12 protein-coding genes are annotated in these 19,371 nt (G+C 64.6%); 4 read left to right on the forward strand and 8 right to left on the reverse strand.

What is annotated here, in order from left to right; translation table 11 throughout:
• Positions 1 to 21 precede the first annotated feature (21 nt).
• From pta to N7422_RS13780, 3 genes are all read left to right on the forward strand, one after another.
• Entirely contained in the window at positions 22 to 2,124 is a 2,103-nt protein-coding gene (gene pta / locus N7422_RS13770; protein ID WP_279807053.1) for a phosphate acetyltransferase, read from the forward strand.
• A 456-nt stretch (positions 2,125 to 2,580) separates the two neighbouring features.
• On the forward strand, positions 2,581 to 4,587 hold the full coding sequence (lodA, locus tag N7422_RS13775) for a CTQ-dependent lysine 6-oxidase LodA (RefSeq protein ID WP_279807054.1): 2,007 nt from the start codon (positions 2,581 to 2,583) through the stop codon (positions 4,585 to 4,587).
• A gap of 13 nt (positions 4,588 to 4,600) precedes the next feature.
• On the forward strand, positions 4,601 to 5,689 hold the full coding sequence (locus N7422_RS13780; RefSeq protein WP_279807055.1) for an FAD-dependent oxidoreductase: 1,089 nt from the start codon (positions 4,601 to 4,603) through the stop codon (positions 5,687 to 5,689).
• A gap of 148 nt (positions 5,690 to 5,837) precedes the next feature.
• Here N7422_RS13780 and N7422_RS13785 read toward each other — a convergent pair whose 3' ends face one another.
• The 8 genes from N7422_RS13785 to N7422_RS13820 all read right to left on the reverse strand — a co-directional run bounded on the left by N7422_RS13785 (position 5,838) and on the right by N7422_RS13820 (position 18,120).
• Positions 5,838 to 6,557 (reverse strand): OmpA family protein, encoded by a 720-nt coding sequence (locus N7422_RS13785; RefSeq protein ID WP_279807056.1) that lies wholly within the window; start codon positions 6,555 to 6,557, stop codon positions 5,838 to 5,840.
• Between the two features lie 95 nt (positions 6,558 to 6,652).
• Positions 6,653 to 7,297: an MBL fold metallo-hydrolase gene (locus N7422_RS13790; RefSeq protein WP_279807057.1), complete on the reverse strand. Its 645-nt coding sequence runs from the start codon at positions 7,295 to 7,297 to the stop codon at positions 6,653 to 6,655.
• A gap of 98 nt (positions 7,298 to 7,395) precedes the next feature.
• Positions 7,396 to 8,088 carry a HAMP domain-containing sensor histidine kinase gene (locus N7422_RS13795; RefSeq protein WP_279807058.1) on the reverse strand — a complete coding sequence of 231 codons (693 nt, stop codon included), beginning with the start codon at positions 8,086 to 8,088 and terminating at the stop codon, positions 7,396 to 7,398.
• Positions 8,085 to 9,692 carry a tetratricopeptide repeat-containing response regulator gene (locus N7422_RS13800; protein ID WP_279807087.1) on the reverse strand — a complete coding sequence of 536 codons (1,608 nt, stop codon included), beginning with the start codon at positions 9,690 to 9,692 and terminating at the stop codon, positions 8,085 to 8,087. The genes N7422_RS13795 and N7422_RS13800 overlap by 4 nt, the downstream gene beginning before the upstream one ends.
• A 143-nt stretch (positions 9,693 to 9,835) precedes the next feature.
• The gene (locus tag N7422_RS13805; RefSeq protein WP_279807059.1) at positions 9,836 to 12,553 is read right to left on the reverse strand and encodes a LuxR C-terminal-related transcriptional regulator; all 2,718 of its coding nucleotides are present in this window, start codon (positions 12,551 to 12,553) and stop codon (positions 9,836 to 9,838) included.
• 222 nt (positions 12,554 to 12,775) lie between these two features.
• Positions 12,776 to 14,140: a DUF1329 domain-containing protein gene (locus tag N7422_RS13810; RefSeq protein WP_279807060.1), complete on the reverse strand. Its 1,365-nt coding sequence runs from the start codon at positions 14,138 to 14,140 to the stop codon at positions 12,776 to 12,778.
• A 26-nt stretch (positions 14,141 to 14,166) separates the two neighbouring features.
• Positions 14,167 to 16,104: a DUF1302 domain-containing protein gene (locus tag N7422_RS13815; RefSeq protein WP_279807061.1), complete on the reverse strand. Its 1,938-nt coding sequence runs from the start codon at positions 16,102 to 16,104 to the stop codon at positions 14,167 to 14,169.
• Between the two features lie 333 nt (positions 16,105 to 16,437).
• Positions 16,438 to 18,120, reverse strand: a complete 1,683-nt coding sequence (locus tag N7422_RS13820) for a fatty acid--CoA ligase (protein ID WP_279807062.1) — start codon at positions 18,118 to 18,120, stop codon at positions 16,438 to 16,440.
• Between the two features lie 284 nt (positions 18,121 to 18,404).
• Here N7422_RS13820 and N7422_RS13825 point away from each other — a divergent pair, with 284 nt between their 5' ends.
• Positions 18,405 to 19,370 (forward strand): 2-hydroxyacid dehydrogenase, encoded by a 966-nt coding sequence (locus tag N7422_RS13825; RefSeq protein ID WP_279807063.1) that lies wholly within the window; start codon positions 18,405 to 18,407, stop codon positions 19,368 to 19,370.
• The last annotated feature ends 1 nt before the right edge of the window (position 19,371 follow it).

A 19,371-nucleotide genomic window follows, 5' to 3' on the forward strand; every position in this document is an offset into this window, starting at 1 on the left:
CGCTTATTTCGAGAAGCACGCATGCAGACATTTTTCATCGCGCCGACCGACTTCGGGGTCGGCCTGACATCCATCAGCCTGGGCCTGGTTCGTACCCTGGAGCGCGCCGGGCTGAAGGTCGGCTTCTTCAAGCCGATCGCCCAGCCCCACCCCGGCGACACCGGCCCGGAACGCTCCAGTGAGCTGGTCGCCCGCACCCACGGCATCAAGCCGCCCACGCCCCTGAGCCTGGGCCAGGTCGAACGCATGCTCGGTGACGGTCAGCTCGACGAACTGCTCGAGGAAATCATCCGTCTGTACCAGCAAGCCTGTGTCGGCAAGGACGTGGTGGTGGTCGAGGGCATGGTGCCGACCCGCCACGCCAGCTATGCCGCGCGAGTCAACCTGCACCTGGCCAAGAGCCTCGACGCCGAGGTGATTCTGGTGTCGGCGCCGGAGAACGAGGTGCTGAGCGAGCTGTCCGGCCGTGTCGAATTGCAGGCGCAACTGTTCGGTGGTCCGCGCGACCCGAAGGTGCTGGGGGTGATCCTCAACAAAGTGCGCACCGACGAAAGCATGGCCGACTTCGCCACGCGCCTGCGCGAGCATTCGCCGCTGCTGCGCGGCAACGACTTCCGCCTGCTCGGCTGCATCCCCTGGCAGGCCGAGCTCAACGCGCCGCGCACCCGTGACGTGGCCGAACTGCTCGGCGCCCAGGTCCTCAACGCCGGCGACTATGACCAGCGACGCATGAGCAAGATCATCATCTGCGCCCGCACCGTGGCCAACACCGTGCCGCTGCTCACCTCCGGCACCTTGGTGGTGACCCCCGGCGATCGCGACGACATCATCCTCGCCGTGTGCATGGCCGCGATCAACGGCGTGCCCCTGGCCGGCCTGTTGCTGACCAGCGACAGCAAGCCCGACCCGCGTATCCTCGAACTGTGCCGCGGGGCCCTGCAGGCCGGCCTGCCGATCCTGTCGGTAAGCACCGGCTCCTTCGACACCGCCAACCAGCTCAACTCGCTCAACCGCGAGATCCCGGTGGACGACCGCGAACGCGCCGAGTTCATCACCGACTTCGTCGCCAGCCATCTCGACGCTGCCTGGTTGCACCAGCGCTGCGGCACGCCACGGGAACTGCGCCTGTCGCCGGCGGTGTTCCGCTACCAGCTGATCCAGCGCGCGCAACAGGCCAACAAGCGCATCGTCCTGCCCGAAGGCGCGCAACCTTTGCTGGTACAGGCGGCGGCGCTGTGCCAGGCACGCGGCATCGCCCGCTGCGTGTTGCTGGCCAAGCCCGAAGAGGTCGAAGCGGTGGCCCGGGCGCAAGGCATCACCCTGCCACCAGATCTGGAAGTGCTCGATCCCGAGTTGATCCGTGGCCGCTATGTCGAGCCCATGGTCGACCTGCGCAAGAGCAAGAACCTCAACGCGCCGATGGCCGAGCAGCAGCTGGAAGACCCGGTGGTGATCGGCACCATGATGCTGGCGCTCGGCGAGGTCGACGGCCTGGTCTCGGGCCTGGTGCACTCCACCGCCAACACCATCCGTCCGGCCCTGCAGTTGATCAAGACCGCGCCGGGCAGCAGCCTGGTGTCGTCGGTGTTCTTCATGCTGTTCCCCGACCAGGTGCTGGTCTATGGCGACTGCGTGATGAACCCACACCCCAGTGCCGCGGAGCTGGCCGAGATCGCCCGGCAGAGCGCTGAATCGGCCGAGGCGTTCGGCATCGCGCCGCGGGTGGCGATGCTCAGCTATTCCAGTGATTCGGCGGCCAGCGACGAGGAGGTCGAAAAGGTCCGCGAGGCCACGCGCCTGGCGCAAGAAGCCGAGCACGGCCTGCTGATCGACGGCCCGTTGCAGTACGACGCCGCGGCCAACCCGGAAATCGCTCGCCAGCTGGCGCCCGCCAGCCGAGTGGCTGGACGGGCCACGGTGTTCGTGTTCCCCGATCTGAATACCGGCAACACCACCCACAAGGCGGTGCAGCGCAGCGCCGACTGCGTCAGCCTCGGGCCGATGCTGCAAGGGCTACGCAAGCCGGTGAACGATCTGCCGCGCGCAGCGCAGGTCGAGGACATCGTGCACACCATCGCGCTGACCGCGATCCAGGCGCATCATGGCGGGAAAATGCCGGCCTGACCGTAATACTTCACTGGGGCCGCTTTGCGCCCCTTCGCGGGCAAGCCCGCTGCCACAGGGCCGCGCAATTCTGGGCGTTCGCGCGGCACCTGTGGGAGCAGCCCCAGCAACCCAAGTGAACAGCATCACGGCCTAGCCGGAACGCTCCCGGGGCCGTTCCCCCGCACCTCGTCGGCTGCCGACCAACGTCATTTGACTTCCCTTTGGCCGGAGCTAGCGTTGAATGCTGTCAGGATGCAATCACAGCAGGCGTCAAGGAAGCGCAGCGTTCGATCCAGCATGCGACGAACGCGTGTCCACTGTATCCGGCCTCAGGCCCTCCCCTGCCACTGATCCCGACCCCAACTCTGCCCGTCCCGGCTCGACCGGGCACGGCGAAGGCTTGCGTCAGCTCGCAAGACCCAGGCGATCGGGTGTGATCGCACAGTGAAGGAAGGCACGACAAGGAGAGTGGTCATGAAATACGTCATAGGCCCCAGCATCGGGGTTGCGCGGGTGGGCAACAGTGAGACCGGCTTCTACCTGGCCCCGGAAACGCTCGGCGGCCGGCCGCTGGAATGCGACGGGTACGGCAACCAGACGCTCGATCCGCAGCAGCAACCGGTGTACGTCAGCCGCTACAAGGATGCCAATGGCAGCGTCAAGCGCCAGGCCGCGCGATTCTGCATCTTCGCCGTGGACGACGATGGCACGGCCACGGAGCTCACCCTCGACAGCCCGAATGTCGAATCCATGACCTGGTCGGTCCACTTGGCCAACAAGAAGGCGATCTGGTACAACTTCGCCGAACTGGAGGGCAACCTGCTGCTGGGTGGGCACAACAGCTACAAAGCCCGCCGTGTTCCGCTGCGCAACGCCACCGTCACCGACGCCACCGAGCGCCAGCAACTCATCATCGACCCGGGCCCCTATCCCGTGTCCGGCCGCCAGAGCAAGGTCGAGCTCTGCAAAGAGAACACCAGCAACGACTACCGCTTCCGCTCGTTTCCCAAACACGCCACCCAGGGCCAGCAGATCAATACCCTCGGCACCCTGCGCACCGATGCCAAGGGGCGCCTGCTGGTGCTTGGCGGCCATGGCCACGCCGGTGGCAACGAGTCGATCAGCAGCTTCGCCGGCGCCGACACCTGGCATGACGATGTCTCCGACGGCCCCGTCACCTGCACCCTGAAGCTGACCAACCAGCCGGAGCAGACACTCACTGCCTGGTGCATCGTTGGCTCGCCGAAGTTCGCCCCGGAGCTGGAGAACATCGTCACCCTCGACGACCTGGTGTTCGACGTGGCGGTACGTGAGCTCAACCTGCTGCCAGAGCTGTATCGCAACGGCCAATACCAGACGAGCTACATCGCCAACTACGAACGCGACATCGAACCGATCCTGCGTCGCCCCGCCGGCTACCGCTGGGTCGCCGCGATCCCTTCGCTCAACAGCTTTTCCCCGCCCCCCTTCGACGCCAAGGACAGTTCATCGGCGAGCCTGAAGTATCGCCAGGACTACTTCTCGCTGTTCCGCAATCCCGGCGACAATGGCTTCACCGACGGCGCCCAGGCGCAATTGTTCGACCAGAAGTCCGGCATTCCACTGATGCCGCTCAACTCGGGTTCGAACTCGGTCAGCAACCAGTTGCTGGACAAGTTCCTGACCCTCACCCGTACCCAGTATTTCCTGCTGGGGCAATGGGCGGCCGGCCAGTTCGTCGTGGAACCGCCCAAGCCACTGCCGGGCGTCAGCGCGCTGGACCAGGCGAGCATCGGCAACTGCGTGGGCGGCCCCCTGTGCCCGGGCATCGAAGTGACCTGGAGCCTCTACAGCCCCTCGCTCTACGACAAGCCCTACCAGATCAGGCATCGCCACGACAGCGACTACTACTACGCCAACGGCCTGAGCACCAGCGAGAACGAAACCGATCCGGAAGGCCCGTTCCAGGGCTGCGAGCCTGGCGACCTGACCAAGCGCATGGCCATTCCATGGCAGGCGGACTTCTACCAGTGCACGGTGCAGAACGTGAACTTCACCGACCCTGCGATCAACAAGGATGACGGTGTACCGAAGGCGCCGTCGTACTATGCCTACTGGTGGCCGCCACAAAGCCCGTGGAACGTCATCCCCGGCGACATGACCGCCGCCGCCCAGCAGGCCTCGGGCATCTCCGCCGGCATGCAATCGATCTACAGCCGCGGGATCAACGGCTACACCGAGATGATCCAGGCCTGGCACTACCTGGGCTTCATCACCAATGAAGCCCAGGGGCCATTGCGCGACCTGTACCCGTACTTCATCGAGACCGAGCGCAACAACGACCGCTTCGTGGCGGCCAGCTTCGCCATCGGCCCGGCCGAGTACGTGCTGGCCGGTACCAGCGGCAACTTCTTCAACACCTGGTATCTCAAGCCGGACGAGAAACTGCCCAGCATCGATGCACGCCAGGTCGTCACGGCCCGGGGGCACCTTGTTCGCTGACCAGCCGAGGACCGTGGATGTCGTCGTCGTCGGGGGAGGGCCGGCCGGCAGCGCGGCCGCCCTCACCCTGCGGCGCCACAGCGGTCACTCGGTGATGGTGCTGGAACAACGGGAATACGGGCGGGAGAAGGTCGGTGAGACCCTCTCTCCCGGTGTCCTGCCACTGCTCGACTATCTCGGGGTCGGCGAACATTTCCGCCTGGCCGGCTTCAGCCAGTCGTTCGCCTTCACCGCGGCCTGGGGCGACAGCGAAGTCCGCGCCCAGGACTTTCTGTTCACCGGACGCGGGCACGGCTGGCACCTGGACCGCGCGCGCTTCGACGCCGGATTGGCCAATGCCGCGCGCAGCATGGGCGCGCAATTGCTCACAGGCGTGCGGGTACGTGAGGTGGAGCGCGATGGCGACAGCTGGAAGTTGCGGGTCGACGGGCTGGAAGGCTCGCCGCAGGTGCACTGCCGCTACCTGATCGACGCCACCGGGCGCAGCGCATGGCTGGCCCGGGCAGTGGGCGCCAGCCGCGTCCAGCAGGATCGCCTGGTGGGCATTTCGGCGTATCACGCGGCCACTGACACGGTCGTGGAGGGCTGTTCACTGGTCGAGGCCGTCGCGGTGGGCTGGTGGTACAGCGCCCCCGTGCCGGACGGGCGCCTGGTCGCCGTGCTGATGACCGACGCCGACCTGCTCCAGGCCTCGCATGATGACCGTGAACACTTCTGGCGCACGGCACTCGCCCAGGCCCCGCACACTCGTGCACGCCTGGGCGAGCGGCAGATCGAGGGTAACCTGCGTGTCTGGCCAGCCCATTCGCAGCAACTCGTGCCCTGTTGCGGCAACGGCTGGGCAGCGGCGGGCGATGCCGTGGCGGCATTCGACCCGCTATCGTCGATGGGCATCGGCTACGCCTTGAGCACGGGGATCCAGAGCGCCCGGCTGGCCGCCATCAGTCTCGCCGACGCCAGCCATGAGACAGAGCAGTCCCAGGCCTATCGCATCGATATCCAACGGCATGTCACGGAGTATCAGGCAATGAAACGGGGCTACTACGGCGTCGAATCACGTTATGCCGACCAGCCTTTCTGGAAGCGCCGCCAGGTCGCATAGGCGCTGCTTCATGCCTTGTCGGTCAGACCAGCTGGGGCCGCTCTGGGGCCCATCGCGGGCAAGCCCGCTCCCACAGGGTTCGTGCATTCCTTGAGGTTCGCACTGTACCTGTGGGAGCGGGCTTGCCGTTCTTCGCAGCAGCAAAGACTCAGGGGTACTGCTGAACTGTCCCCTGCTGGTCATACTGCTGACCTGGAATCGGCTTGAGATTGACCTCGACACGACGGTTCTGCGCACGCCCATTGGCGTCGGCGTTGCTGGCGATCGGTTGGTCCGGGCCCATGCCACGCACACTGACCCGCGATGCGTCGACGCCCTGCGAGGTCAGGTAGGTGCTGACCGCCTGGGCACGGCGCTGCGACAGGTCCATGTTGTGCTGACGGCTGCCGGTGCTGTCGGTGAAGCCGACCACTTCGATGGTGTTCTGGTTGAACTGCTTGAACGAACCGGCCAGGTTGTTCAGTGGCGAGTAGAAGCTTGGGGCGATGTTCGCCGAGTCGGTGGCGAAGGTGATGTTGCCCGGCATGATCAGCTTGATCTGGTCGCCCTGGCGCTGCACTTCCACACCGGTATTGGCCATCTGCGCCCGCAGTTCGGCTTCCTGCTTGTCGGCGTAGTAACCATAGCCAGCGGCGGCGGCACCCACCGCGGCGGCGCCGATCAGCGCGCCCTTGCCACGGTTGTTGTGGTCGATGGCGGCACCGGCGATGGCGCCGGCCAGCGCGCCCAGGCCACCGTACTTGGCGGTCTTGCTCATCCCTGTGGAGCCCTGCGCCTGGCCTTGGTTGTCATAAGGGTTGGGGCTGGCACAACCGGACATCAGGGCAGCGGCGGTAGCGACGATAATCAGACGACGCATGGTGAACATGGACAAGCTCCTACTGAAATTCAAAAGTGCAGCGGATCACACACGGATCTGTGCCAGTCTTGGATTGCAGCGCAGCGGAAAAATTCCATGAAACCTCAGGCGCGCACAAAGGGGTTTTCGCGCATCTCGTCGCCGAGGCGGGTTTCCGGACCATGGCCGGTCACCACGATGGCATCCTCATCCAGGCGGTACAGCCGCTCCTTGATGGAACGAACGATAGTCCGCTGATCGCCTCCCCACAAATCGGTACGCCCAACGCCACGGCGGAACAACGTATCGCCGGCGATCAGCAGCTTGTGTTCGGCGAACCAGAAGCTCATCGATCCTGGCGAATGCCCCGGGGTGTGCAGCGCCACGCCACAACCGCAGGCCAGCGCCTCGTCGTCGCTCAGCCAGCGGTCCGGCGACGGCACCGGGGTGTAGGGCATGCCGAACATCTGGCACTGCATCTCCAGGTTCTCCCACAGGGGCTGGTCGGCCTTGTGCAGGTGCAACGTGGCGCCGGTCAGTTCCTTGAGCTTGCCCGAGGCGAGAAAGTGATCGAAGTGGGCGTGGGTGTGGATGATGCTCACCAGGGTCAGGCCGTGGTGTTGCAGGCGGGCCAGGATCTTCTGCTCGTCGCCGCCCGGGTCGACGACGATGGCCTTCTTGCTGACGGGGTCGCCAATGAGGGTGCAGTTGCACTGCAGCGGGCCGACGGGGAAGGTTTCGCGGATGAGAGCTACCGAGGTGTTTTCCATGAAAGAGGATGCGGTCAGTTAATCGAGTAGGGTTTGAACACAGGCTGATGCAGACAGTAATACAGCTTCGGCAACTACCTCGGCAACAGCCTCCGCCCTCAAGGTAGATACAACCGGAACAACCCGCCCCCCAGTGTTCCGCCATTGGCGATCTCGATCCGCCCGTGTACCCCATTGCGCTCATGCAGCGCGGCGATCCGCGCGGCAAAGTACAACCCCAGCCCGGTACTGCCGCTCTGCGGATCGATGCCCTGCACGTAGTCATGCTGACGCTCGAGCATGCGCTGTGGATAACCCGCGCCATCATCGTTGACGCTGATCACCAACTGCTCGCCCTCTTCCTCGATGCTGATCAGCAAGGCATGGCCGGCATAGCGAATGGCGTTGGTAAGCACATTGGCCACCACCGACGCGACCAGCTCACGGTCGAAGAAGCCCAGCGGGCTTTCGGTGTCGATACGCCAGGTGGCGAGGATGTCGCGATGCCTGATGACATCTTCCTGGGCTGCGAGCTGGGCCTCGATGAAGTCATCGAGTTCGTGATAGTCCGGGCAGATGGGCAACTGGTTGACGCCAAGCTTGTACAAGCCCAGCAGCTGCACGAGCATGCCGTTGAGGTGGCTGAGCTCATGCTCCACCACACCCTGCTCGGTACCGCCACGCAACTCTGCGGGCAGACGCGCCAGCCACTGGCTGTGCGCATGAGTGAGCGTCGACAGGGAGTTCTTCAGGTCGTGCACGGTGGAGGCGATCACCGTGGAGAAATCCAGCCCCTGGTTGTCCTGGTTCATGCGCCGAAAACCCGGATGTGCAGTTTGCGATAACGGTCGTAACGGCTATCACTGGTGGGGATACCGGCCACGCTGGTGAGGCAGTCGCGGCACTCCTGCATCAGCGCCGGCGGCGGTGCTTCGCCACCGATGCGCAACAACGCCTGGGCGGTGTTCAAGGCGATGCTGATGTTCCTCGGCTGCAACGACAAGGCCTTGCGGAACATGCCCAGCGCCTCGTTGAGCTGCCCCCCCTGGTAGCTGCGCACGCCCTGACGGTTGAGGTCCACGGCTTCGGTCACCGCACCGAGCACCACTGGGTCATCGGTGAGCTTGGCCACGTTCTGCATGACCTTGGGATCGTCGCCGTAGGTTTCCACGCAGCCTTTCAGGATCGAAGTGCCCGCGGCGTCCTGACCGAGCTGCTGCAACTGCCTGGCCACCGTCAAGGCCGCTTCCACGGAGAAGAACTGGTCCATCTTCTCCAGGCGCAACATCGCCTGCTCGGTGAGCTTGGCCGCGGTCTCAGGATCACCGGCCTGTTGCAGGCTGGCCGCCTTCATCAAGCGGGCGCGTACCTGCAGGCCCTGGTCCTCGACATTTTCCTTGGCCACCTCGCTGAGCACCGTGTTGATCTCGACCCGTGTGCGGGCGTCAAGACCATTGCCAACGTTCTTGTTCATCAGCGCCTGGACCAGCCCCAGGTTGCTTTCGGCATCCTTGTAACGCGAGCTTTGCCCCTGGTTCACCGCGTGGCGGTAGGCCTTGGAAGCACTTTCAAAATCGGCGTTGTCCAGCGCCAGCTTGCCCAGCGCGGCCTGCCGACGGACGGCCAGGGGCGAAAGGCGCACCGCTTCCTCGAGCATGTGCTGGGCACGCTTGGTCTCCCCCTGGGCCACCAGCACTTCGGCCATGCCGTCATACAGGTTGGGCATGATGGGGAACGCCTTGAGCGCCTGTTCGTATACCCCTTGCGCCTGGGCATGCTGGCCACGCTTGTGCAGCAGGTTGCCCAGCGCTGCGTAGACCCAAGGCTGAGGACGGCTGGCGAGGATGTTCTTGAGGAACTTCTCCAGCTCTTCGAAACGTTTGAGATCGCGCAATGCATCGGCACGATAGCGCAGGCACAGGGGCGCGAAGCGCGGATCCTTCTTGCACAGCTCGGCGCAAGCCGCCAATACCTCGGCGGGCCGCCCACGGTCGAGCGCCTGAAGGATAGGCTTGAGCAAGATCTTGCGCTGGGTCAGCTTCTCAAGGCGCTGGGCCAGGCCGACACGGTTGAAAGGCTTGGTCAGATAGGCGTCGGGCTCGTGCTCGATGGCACTGAGCACGATGGACTGGCTGCTTTCGGCCGTGACCATGATGAACACGCATTCGTGACTGATCAGCTTGTCGAGGATCAGGTCCTCGAGCACTTGCTGGCCGTTCTTCTTGCCATCCCCCAGGTGAAAGTCCTGGAGGATGAAGTCATAGCGCTTCTGCCCGCACATGCGCAGCGCCTGCTCGCCGCTGTCGGCGGTGTCCACGTCGCGCGCGCCCAACTCGCGGAGCATCGAGCGGGTCGACGTGCGAAAGTCGGTGAAGTCGTCGACGATCAGAAAGCTTTTTTGCCCGTACTGCAGCATCAACACGACCTGTATCGAGAGAAGTGGGAAGTGGCGATGCATACCGCCGAATCTTGTATCGGCAGTGGCTCGTGAAAGATGAGTGCGCAAGCATCAGCACCAGATGATAGCGCAGAGCCACCATCCTGACACCTGTGGGGCGCTCAGGCCAGCAGCCCGAGAGACTTGGCCTTGGCTACCGCCTGGGTGCGACGTTCGACCCCCAGCTTGCTATTGATGTGACTGGCGTGAGTCTTGACCGTATGCAGGGAAATGAACAGCTGCTCGCTGATCTGCTGGTTCGAACAGCCCTGAGCGATCAGCTCGAGCACTGCCAGTTCACGGCCGCTCAGGGCGTCGGCGATCACTGCCGTGGATGAGGTTGCCTGCGGCAGACGCGCCAGCAACTCGGCCTGGACCGGGCAGGTTGCACGCAGGGCAAGCTGCTCGCGCAGCCAGTGCGGCTGCTCATCCAGCAGGCGTTGAAACGCTTGCAACGCGCCGCCCTGCGCGGCGCCCAGCGCCTGGGGCAAGAGTCTGCCGGCCTCGTCCTCTCGCCCCTCACCGAGCAGCAGCATGATCAACTGACACAGGGCGCTGACCGTCAGCGTCATGCCGCCACTGGCCTGGCCGCGTTCGACGAGTGCGCGCAAGCGCGCCTCGGCATCGTTCGGCCGTTCAAGCACCCGCTCCAGCAAGGCCTGTTGCAGTTCGATGTGCAACGGCAGCAGGGGATGGAACTCCGGCGCCGCCGCTGGCTGCTCGCCACCGTACGTCTGCCCCAGACGGGTCAACCACGACTCGGCAAGGTCCGTGCGCCCTTGGGCCAGCCACAGCTCACATTTCACCAGGGTGATCATGGCCAGGTAGAAGATCGGCGGCACATCCCAGATATGCATCAGCCGCTCGGCCTCGGCCAGTTCGGAGAATGCCTCGGCGAAACGCCCCTCGCGCCCGTCCAGCGAGGCGATCACGCAGTGCCCGATCAGCACGCTGATATCGCGGCAGGTGCGCGCCTCGCTCAGCCCCGCACGCAAGCGGGCACGGCCCTGGCCCGGCTGCAAGCGAGCGGCGAGCAGGTAGCCTTCGTACAGCGTGAGGCGGGCGCGCACGGCATAAAGCCGTTGGCCCGAGAGCCCCTGCAGGCGCAGCAAGCCCTGGCGCGTCTCGTCCAGGGCGCGCAGCACTTCGCCGCGGGCATGCAGCACCCTGGCCCGGTCGTAATGGGCCAGCGCCTCGAACAACGGATTGCCGACCCGCTGCGCCAGCTCCAGGGCCTCGCGATTCCAGCCCCGGGCGCGCCAGAAGTCGCCATCGGCGATCGCCAGGTTGGACAGCGTCGACAAACACACCAGGCGTTGCCCGTAGCGCTTGCACGGCAGGCTCTGCAGCGCTTCGCCGCAATACGCCAGGGTGCGCTCGCGATCGCCGCGGCCACGGGCAATGACACCGCTCAGGGCAAGCCACTGGGCCAGCATGGATTTTTGCGCGGTAGCGGATGGCGCCGGCAGGAAGCGGCTCAGGTAGGCCGCCAGTTCCTCGGCGGCATCCAGCTGGCAGGCAAGACCCAGGGCCCAGCTGTACAACACGATCAGCCGTGGCGTGCTGATCAGCAGGCTGTCGGGCAGGTCCATCTTCCAGCGCAGCAACATGCCGACGTTCTGTTCTGCCAGCAACTGTTCCTCGGACAAGCTCTGCACGAGGTCGGCCGCCACATCCAGGTGCCCGGCCCGCAATGCCTGCTCCACCGCTTCGTCCAGCAACCCCTGCCCCTCGAACCAGCGGCAGGCTCGCAGGTGCAGGCCCGCCAGGGGCTCACTGGCCTGACGGCTGCGCAGCAGGTCGGAGAAAAGATGGTGATAGCGGAACCAGCGCCCGTGCTCATCGAGCGGGACGAGAAAGACCTGGTGGGCCTGGAGATAACGCAGGATGTCGGCACTGTCATGCCGCTCGCGCAAGGCGTCGCAGAGTTCGGCGCAGAAACGCTCCTGGCAGGCCGTGTCATAGAGAAACGCCTGCACCGGGACCGGGAGGATGTCGATGACCTCCTCGAGCAGGTAGTCCCGGATCAAGCCCTCGCCGCCGTGCAAGGCCTGGGGCAAGGCGTTGTCTTCACCCGCCTCGCTGGCCGCCAGCTGCCAGAAGCGCAACCCTGCCACCCATCCGTCGCTACGCTGGATCAGGTTGTCGAGGGCTTGGCCACGCAAGCCGGTGGGCTGCCGGCCGATCACGGCCAGGGCTTCGTCGGGGGTGAGCCGCAAATCCTGCTCGTTGAGTTCGACCAACTGGCGCGACAGGCGCAGGCGCGCCAGGTGCCAGTCCGGTCGCTGGCGGCTGGTGACCAACAGCAGCAATCCGGCGGGCAGATGATTGAGGAAGAACTGCAGGCAACGATCCAGCACCGGCCCCTGGGCCAGATGGTAGTCATCGAGCACCAGCAACAGAGGCGTGTCGGGTTGCAGATACAGGGTGAGTTCATCGAGCAGGCCATCCAGCCATTCCTCGAAGGCGAAGGGCTGATGGCGCTGACGCATCTTGAGCAGACCGAGTGCTTGCCCACCCAGCGCCGGGCAGAACTGCTGGAGGCCTTCGAGCAGCCGCTCCAGGAAACGACCGGGATCGGCGTCACGCTGGCTCAGGCCGAGCCAGAGACTGCGCCAGTGGGCAGGCAGGCCTTGGCAGAACTCGATGGCCAGTGAGCTTTTACCGAAGCCCGCTGGCGCGTTCACCAGCAGTAGACGCCCGGCCAGCCCTGTATGCAGGCGCTGGCACAGGCGCGCACGGGGAACGTGCGCTTCCGGCAGCGGCGGCCGGAAAAAGCGCCCATCCAACAGGCCCAGGGCCTGGCTGGCAACTCCATGCGTACGGGACAGGTCTGTCATGGCCGGCTCGTTCTGATTGGAATAATGCGGCGGTACGAATGGTTGCGAGACTAGCGGCAAACGCAACACATTTGAAGACGATCGGCCAGCAATAGTCCAAAAAGACTACAACAAAAAGAAACAATGCTGATGGCGCCCGCCACCATCGGCAAACAGAAACGCCCCGGCAAGCCGGGGCGTTCTGGGGGATCACACGGAGTTGGCGACTTTCAGCTCATCAGCTCAACGTACACCTGCCTGACGCAGCGCGGCTGGCTGGAACTCGGCCTTGCTGGCACTGAAGCCGAAGTTGTAGGCGCTCTTCTCTTCGTTCTTCATGCCCAGGGCCAGGTAGCGACCCGACTGCAGGTCGTAGATGGCTTCCAGGGTGTACCACGGTACCTGCACGTTGTAGTACGGCTGGGCATGGGCCTCGGACACGCGCCACAGCTGGTTGCGGCCGTCGTACTGATCGATCACCGCTGCCTGCCAGGTATCCTCGTCGATGTAGAAGTCACGCTTGGCGTAGATATGACGCTGGCCTGGCTTGAGCGTGGCCACCACATGCCAGACGCGGCGCAGCTCGTAACGCGACAGGTCCTGGTTGATGTGCCCGGCCTTGATGATGTCGGAGTACTTGAGCTTCGGATCGTCGAGCTTGAAGGCATTGGAGGCGATGTACATCTCCTTCTTGCCCTCGAGCTTCCAGTCGTAGCGATCCGGCGCACCGTTGTACATGTCCAGGTTATCGGAGGTACGCAAGCCGTCGGCGGCGGTACCCGGTCCGTCGTACGAGACCTGTGGTGCCTGGCGCACACGACGCTGACCGGCGTTGTAGATCCACGCCTTGCGCGGCTCCTTGACCTGGTCGAGGGTTTCATGGACCAGCAGCACGGTACCCGCCAGACGCGCGGGCGCCGTCACTTCCTGCTTGAAGTAGAACAGGATGTTGCCTGGATTGGAGGGATCGTAGTCCTTCATCTTGTCGCGGAAAACAAACTGGTCCTGGAAGTACACCAGGCTGTACGAACCGTTCTGCTGGGGAGTCGCCTGGGTGACCAGGCGGGTCACGCTGCCACCGCGATAACGGGTGATGTGGTTCCAGATCACCTCCAGGCCATCCTTGGGGATCGGGAACGGAACGGCGGTACGGAAGTTCTCCAGGCCGTTGCCGCCGGCGACCAGCGTGGTCTTGGTGGCGTTCTCCTTGATGGCGGCGAAGACGTCGTCCGGCACGGTGGCGCCACGGTGGGTCTTGTACACCGGGATCTTGTAGGTGTCCGGATAGCGCTTGAGCATCGCCAGCTGGCCAGGCGAGAGCTTGTCCTTGTACTGCTCGGCGTTCTGCGCGGTGATGGTGAACAGCGGTTTGTCACTGCCGTAGGGGTCGGAGAGGAAACCCTTGCCGTCGACACTGCCGGCACTCTTCGAAAGCGGTTCCCATGGACCGATGGAACCATCGGCGTTACCGGCCTTTTCCGCGCCCATCGGGGTCAGGGTCGAGCCCAGCTTGGCCGCTTCGGTGGCGGAAACCGCAGCCATGACGCTGGTTGCCAGCAGGGACATGCCCAGTACTCCGGCTTGCAGCAGACGTGTGGTCATTTTCATTCTGTTGTCGTCCTGGATCAGTGTGCTTAGAAGTTCACGCCGAAGCTGAGGGCGACGAAGTCGCGGTCATCCACGGTGGTGTACTTGCCATCGAAGAAGTTGGTGTACGACAGGCTCGCCGTGTAGGTGTTCTGGTACTCGGCGTCCAGGCCCAGGCTGACTGCCTTGCGGCCTTCCTCGAAGTTGCCGCCGGGACCTGGGGAATAACCATCGACGTCATGGGACCAGGCCACGCTCGGGCGCAGGTTCACACCGGCGAAGACGTTGTTGTAGTCCCAGATGGCGCGAACGCGATAACCCCAGGAGTCGGAGGTAGTGAAACCTTCGCTTTCGCAGTAGCGCGACAGGTTGTTCTGTTCGACACCTGCCAGCGTGGTGGCGTTGAGGCTCTGGCAGCGGCCATTGGGCAGCGGGCCAGGACCGTAGACCGGGTCACGGCCGTAACGTGCCTTGGAGGAGCTTTCCAGCCCGCCGACATGCGTCCAGCCAATTTCGCCCACCATGGTCAGACGCTCGGCGCCCATGACCTGGTCGAAGAAGTGGGTGAACGTGGTCTGCAGCTGGGTGACCTCCTTGCGGCGGTAACCTGGCTGGTCCGCGTCCGGCGTGCCTTTCAGGACCGACGTGTTGGGGTCGAGCGGCGTCAGGCCCGAATACAGGATATCGGTGGTGTTCAACTGCACCGGCGCATTCGGCCGATAGCTGATCTCACCGCTCCAGGCAGTGCCGGTGGGCAGGGTGGTGGAGAAGCTCAGGCCGTAGAGGCGGATGTCCTCGGGGTACTCCACGTAGTAGCTGGAGTTGCCCGCCACGTACAGCGGCATGAGCGCCTGAAGCAGGGCCGGGTTGGTTGCGGCACCAGCCGGAACCCCTGCGCGAGCCAGGGCGCCTGCCAGGTTGGCCGGGTTGTAGAAGCCGGCTGCGGCCCCTCGACCGCTGAAGATCGGCGCCCGGCTGTGGTAGTTCATGAAGTAGCCACCGAACTCGGTGTTCAGAGGCTCGTACATGTAGCGCAAGGCCACACCGAACTGGCCGCTGTCACGCGCATCACGGTCGGGGCCGCGACGCACGATCACACCCTCGTCAGGCGAGCCCCAGCTGACACCCTGCCCGGCCAGCGCGTTCATGGCCGACCCGGTGAACGGGCCGAGCTGCGCGGAAAGGCTCCTCGCCACGTTGGCCTGCTTGGCCAGCACCGCCAGGTTGTTGTTGCAGCCATCGGCGATCACGTCGGGCTGGGAGAAGAAGGTCCCGCAGTTGTCGACGACGGTCTGGTCCCATTCGATCTGGTAGAAACCTTCGGCGGTCAGGTTGTCGGTCAGGCTTTGCGACACGTAGAACATGTTGACGGGGATCAGGCCTTCCTTGATCTCCGCGCCCGGACGGCGGAACGCCGACACGTCGATGGGGTTGATCGAGTTGATGCCGCCCCCGATGAAGGTACTTTCGCCCCAGCTCACCACCTGCTTGCCCAGGCGCACGGTGCCCGGCAAGTCGGCGATGCTGTAGTTGTGGTAGACGAAGGCGTCGAGCAGTTCCGCACCCGAGGACTTGGCGCCCTCCTTGCGGCCCGAATCGCTGATGTCCTTGAACTGTCGGTTTTCATCCTTGAGCTCGAAGTCGTACCAGTACTTGCCACGGACGAACACGCCCGTGTCACCGTACTTGAGCTCCAGGTCATGGATACCCTTGAAGATCTTCGAGAAGGTCTCGCCCTTCTTGAAGTTCAGGTGGCCGTCGTCGGAGGTCTGCGACAGCCCCCTGCCGCCGTTGTTGGCACCGATGAGGTTCTTGTTGGGGTTGGCGGTCGACCAACTGGCACCGACGGAGAGCGACGAGTCGAACTGGCCTTCGATTTCCCCGATGTTGAAGCTGACCGCGAAAGCTGGACTTGCGAGCGTAGAAGCGAGGCTGACGGCCAGAGGCAGTTTAGCCCGGCGCCAGAACGGGTTTGCAGATGTCATCGACGCTACTCCATGTACTTTTTTGTTATGGCAGTGAGTCCTTTCAGAAACGGCCCGAGCGCCTGGTCGAAACAGGCTCCTGCCCGTGGCACCGCCCGTTGAAGCGCGGCGCCCTCCCCCATTCCTGAAAATCCCCTGACCCGACTATAGCCAGCGACCACAGGTGCTTGATCCCTCTAAAGTGTGATTTGCGCTTCCTGCTTGTGGCTCGCCCCGAACGAGCGGCCTGGGTGCCGGCAGTGCTCAAGCATGGCTCAATTCCTACGTTTGACAAGGCGGCATCGCGTCTAGCCTGCGGGTCGTGCCAGCAAGGCCACGACCCGTCGCCTCGGCTTACAAGGTGGAGAGGAACGTGCTGTTACTGGCCTGCCACTGGCTGATATCCAGGCGGATGCGCTTCTTGTCGAGCTTGCCGACGCTGGTCTTGGGAATTTCAGTAACAAGGGCGATCTGGCTGGGGATCGCCCACTTGTTGATGTGCCCTTGCTCGACGAATGGCTTGAGGTGCTCCTTGAGCGCTCGCGCATCGATGTTCTGCCCTTCGCGCACCACCAGCAGCGCGAACGGTCGCTCGCCCCATTGCGGGTCCGGCACGCCGACCACCGCCACCTCGCGCACCGCTGGGTGGCGGCTGATCAGGTCTTCGAGGTCAAGCGAGGAAATCCACTCGCCACCGGTCTTGATCACGTCCTTGATCCGGTCGCGGATGTCGATGTAGCCCATGCCGTCCAGCGTGGCGACGTCACCGGTGTGCAGCCAGCCGCCCTGCCACAGTTCCTCGCTCTTCTCCGGCTCCTTGAAATAGCCCATGGTCAGCCATGGCGCGCGCAGCACCAGCTCGCCCTGGGACTCGCCGTCAGCCGGCAGGAAATTGCCATTGGCGTCGACGATCGCCGCCTCGACCAACGGAACCGGCACGCCGGCCTTGATCCGGTAGGTGACTCGTTCGTCCTCGCTGCCGGCCTGCAATTCGTCGTTCAGGTGCGCGGCGCTGATCAGCGGGCAGGTCTCGGACATGCCGTAGGCCGCGGTCAGCTGGATACCCCGCGCCAGCGCCGCTTCGTACAGCGCACGGTTGAGCGCGCTGCCACCGATGATGATCTTCCAGCCGCCGAAGTCCTGGCCCTGGGAGGACGGACAGTTGAGCAGCATCTGCAGGATGGTCGGCACGCAGTGGGAGAAGGTGACCTTTTCCTCGCGCCACAGCCTGACCAGCATGTCCGGCTCGTAGCGCCCAGGGTAGACCTGCTTCATGCCCAGCATCGTCGCCGCGTAGGGAATGCCCCAGGCATGCACGTGGAACATCGGGGTGATGGGCATGTACACATCGTTGCTGCCGAGCAGGCGCACACTGTCGATGCTGCCGGTGACCGACGCCTCGGCCAGCGTGTGCAGCACCAGCTGCCGATGGGTGAAGTACACACCTTTGGGATTGCCGGTGGTACCGGTGGTGTAGAAGGTGGTGGCCACCGAGTTCTCGTCGAAATCGGGGAAATCATAGTGCGGGCTGGCGGCTGCCAGCAGCTGTTCGTATTCGCCCACCAGGCCGGGCAGGTCGGCGGTCTTGTCCGGCCCGTCGGTCAGCAGCAACGTGTTGTTGACCGTGGTCAGTTGCCCGGCGATGGCCTGGTAGAGGCCGACGAAGTCGCTGTTGACCAGTACGAAGCGGTCCTCGGCGTGGTTCATGGTGTAGAGGATCTGATCGGGCGACAGGCGCACGTTGATGGTGTGCACCACGGCGCCGATCATCGGGATGGCGAACATGCATTCCAGGTAACGGTGGCTGTCCCAGTCCATCACCGCCACCGTGTCGCCAGCCTTCACTCCAGCCGCTGTCAGCACGTTGGCCAGGCGGGCGATACGCTCGCTCAGTTGCGGGTAGGTGAGGCGGATCTGGTCGCGGTAGACGATTTCGCGGGTCTTTTCGTAACGGCTGCCGGACATCAGCAGGCGCTTGATCAGCAGGGGGTATTCGTAGGCGCCCTCGGCGGGCTTGATGATGCGCGTCTGCAACATGGGTATCCCTTTCTTCAAAGCGAGCCGGACAATTCAGGGATCAACTGTAGTTCGGTGACGCATCGGTCAAATCAGCCGAAGGAATGATTTGGTGCGCCAAGGTATGAGCGGCGATAGCGACGTTGACGAACGGCGTTGACGGGCCGGACACTGCCCGGAATGGATCGCGCGCCCTGTGGGAGCGGGTTTACCCGCGAACGCGGCCGTGACTTCGCCTACGCATTCGCGCTCCCACAGCTTCTAACCAACGCCAAGAATGCATCCAGCCCTGCACCGGAGCCCCCATGACCAACCCACGCCGCGCCGTGTTTCTCGACCACCAGTCCCTGGACCTCGGCGACCTCGACCTTGCCCCCCTGCGGGATCGGTTCGACGACCTGCAGCTGTTTGCAGCCACCCGCCCGGACCAGGTCGCGGAGCGCCTGCAAGGTGCGGTGGCAGCAATCAGCAACAAGGTGATGCTCGACGCCGCCACGCTGGCCGCCAATCCACAGCTCAAGCTGATCCTGGTGGCCGCCACCGGCACCAACAACGTCGACCTGGCCGCCGCCCGCGCCCAGGGCATCACCGTATGCAACTGCCAGGGCTATGGCACGCCGTCGGTGGCCCAGCATACCTTGGCCTTGCTGCTGGCCTTGGCCACCCGCCTGTGCGACTACGACCGGGCCGTCAAAGCCGGGCAATGGGCCAGGGCCAGTCAGTTCTGCCTGCTGGACTTCCCCATCGTCGAACTGGAAGGCAAGACCCTCGGCCTGCTCGGTCACGGCGAGCTGGGCGGCGCCGTGGCGCGTCTGGCCGAGGCCTTCGGCATGCGCGTGCTCAGCGGCCAGATTCCCGGCCGACCGCCCCGCGCCGACCGCCTGCCGCTGGAGGAGCTGCTGCCGCAGGTCGATGCGCTGACCCTGCACTGCCCACTCAACGAGCAGACCCGGCACATGATCGGCGCCCACGAACTGGCACTGCTCAAGCCCCATGCGCTGGTGGTCAACACGGCCCGCGGCGGGCTGATCGACGAACAGGCACTGGCCGCTGCCCTGCGCGACGGCCACCTGGGCGGCGCCGCCACCGACGTGCTCAGCGTCGAGCCGCCGGTACAGGGCAATCCTTTGCTGGCGGCGGATATCCCACGTCTGATCGTCACCCCGCACAGCGCCTGGGGCGCGGTGGAGTCACGCCAGCGTATCGTCGGCCAGCTCGCCGAGAACGCCCTGGCCTTCTTTGCCGGCCAGCCACGGCGAGTGGTCGGCTGAT

Origin of the sequence: Pseudomonas sp. GD04091, assembly GCF_029836165.1 — a bacterium.
Taxonomy (GTDB): domain Bacteria; phylum Pseudomonadota; class Gammaproteobacteria; order Pseudomonadales; family Pseudomonadaceae; genus Aquipseudomonas.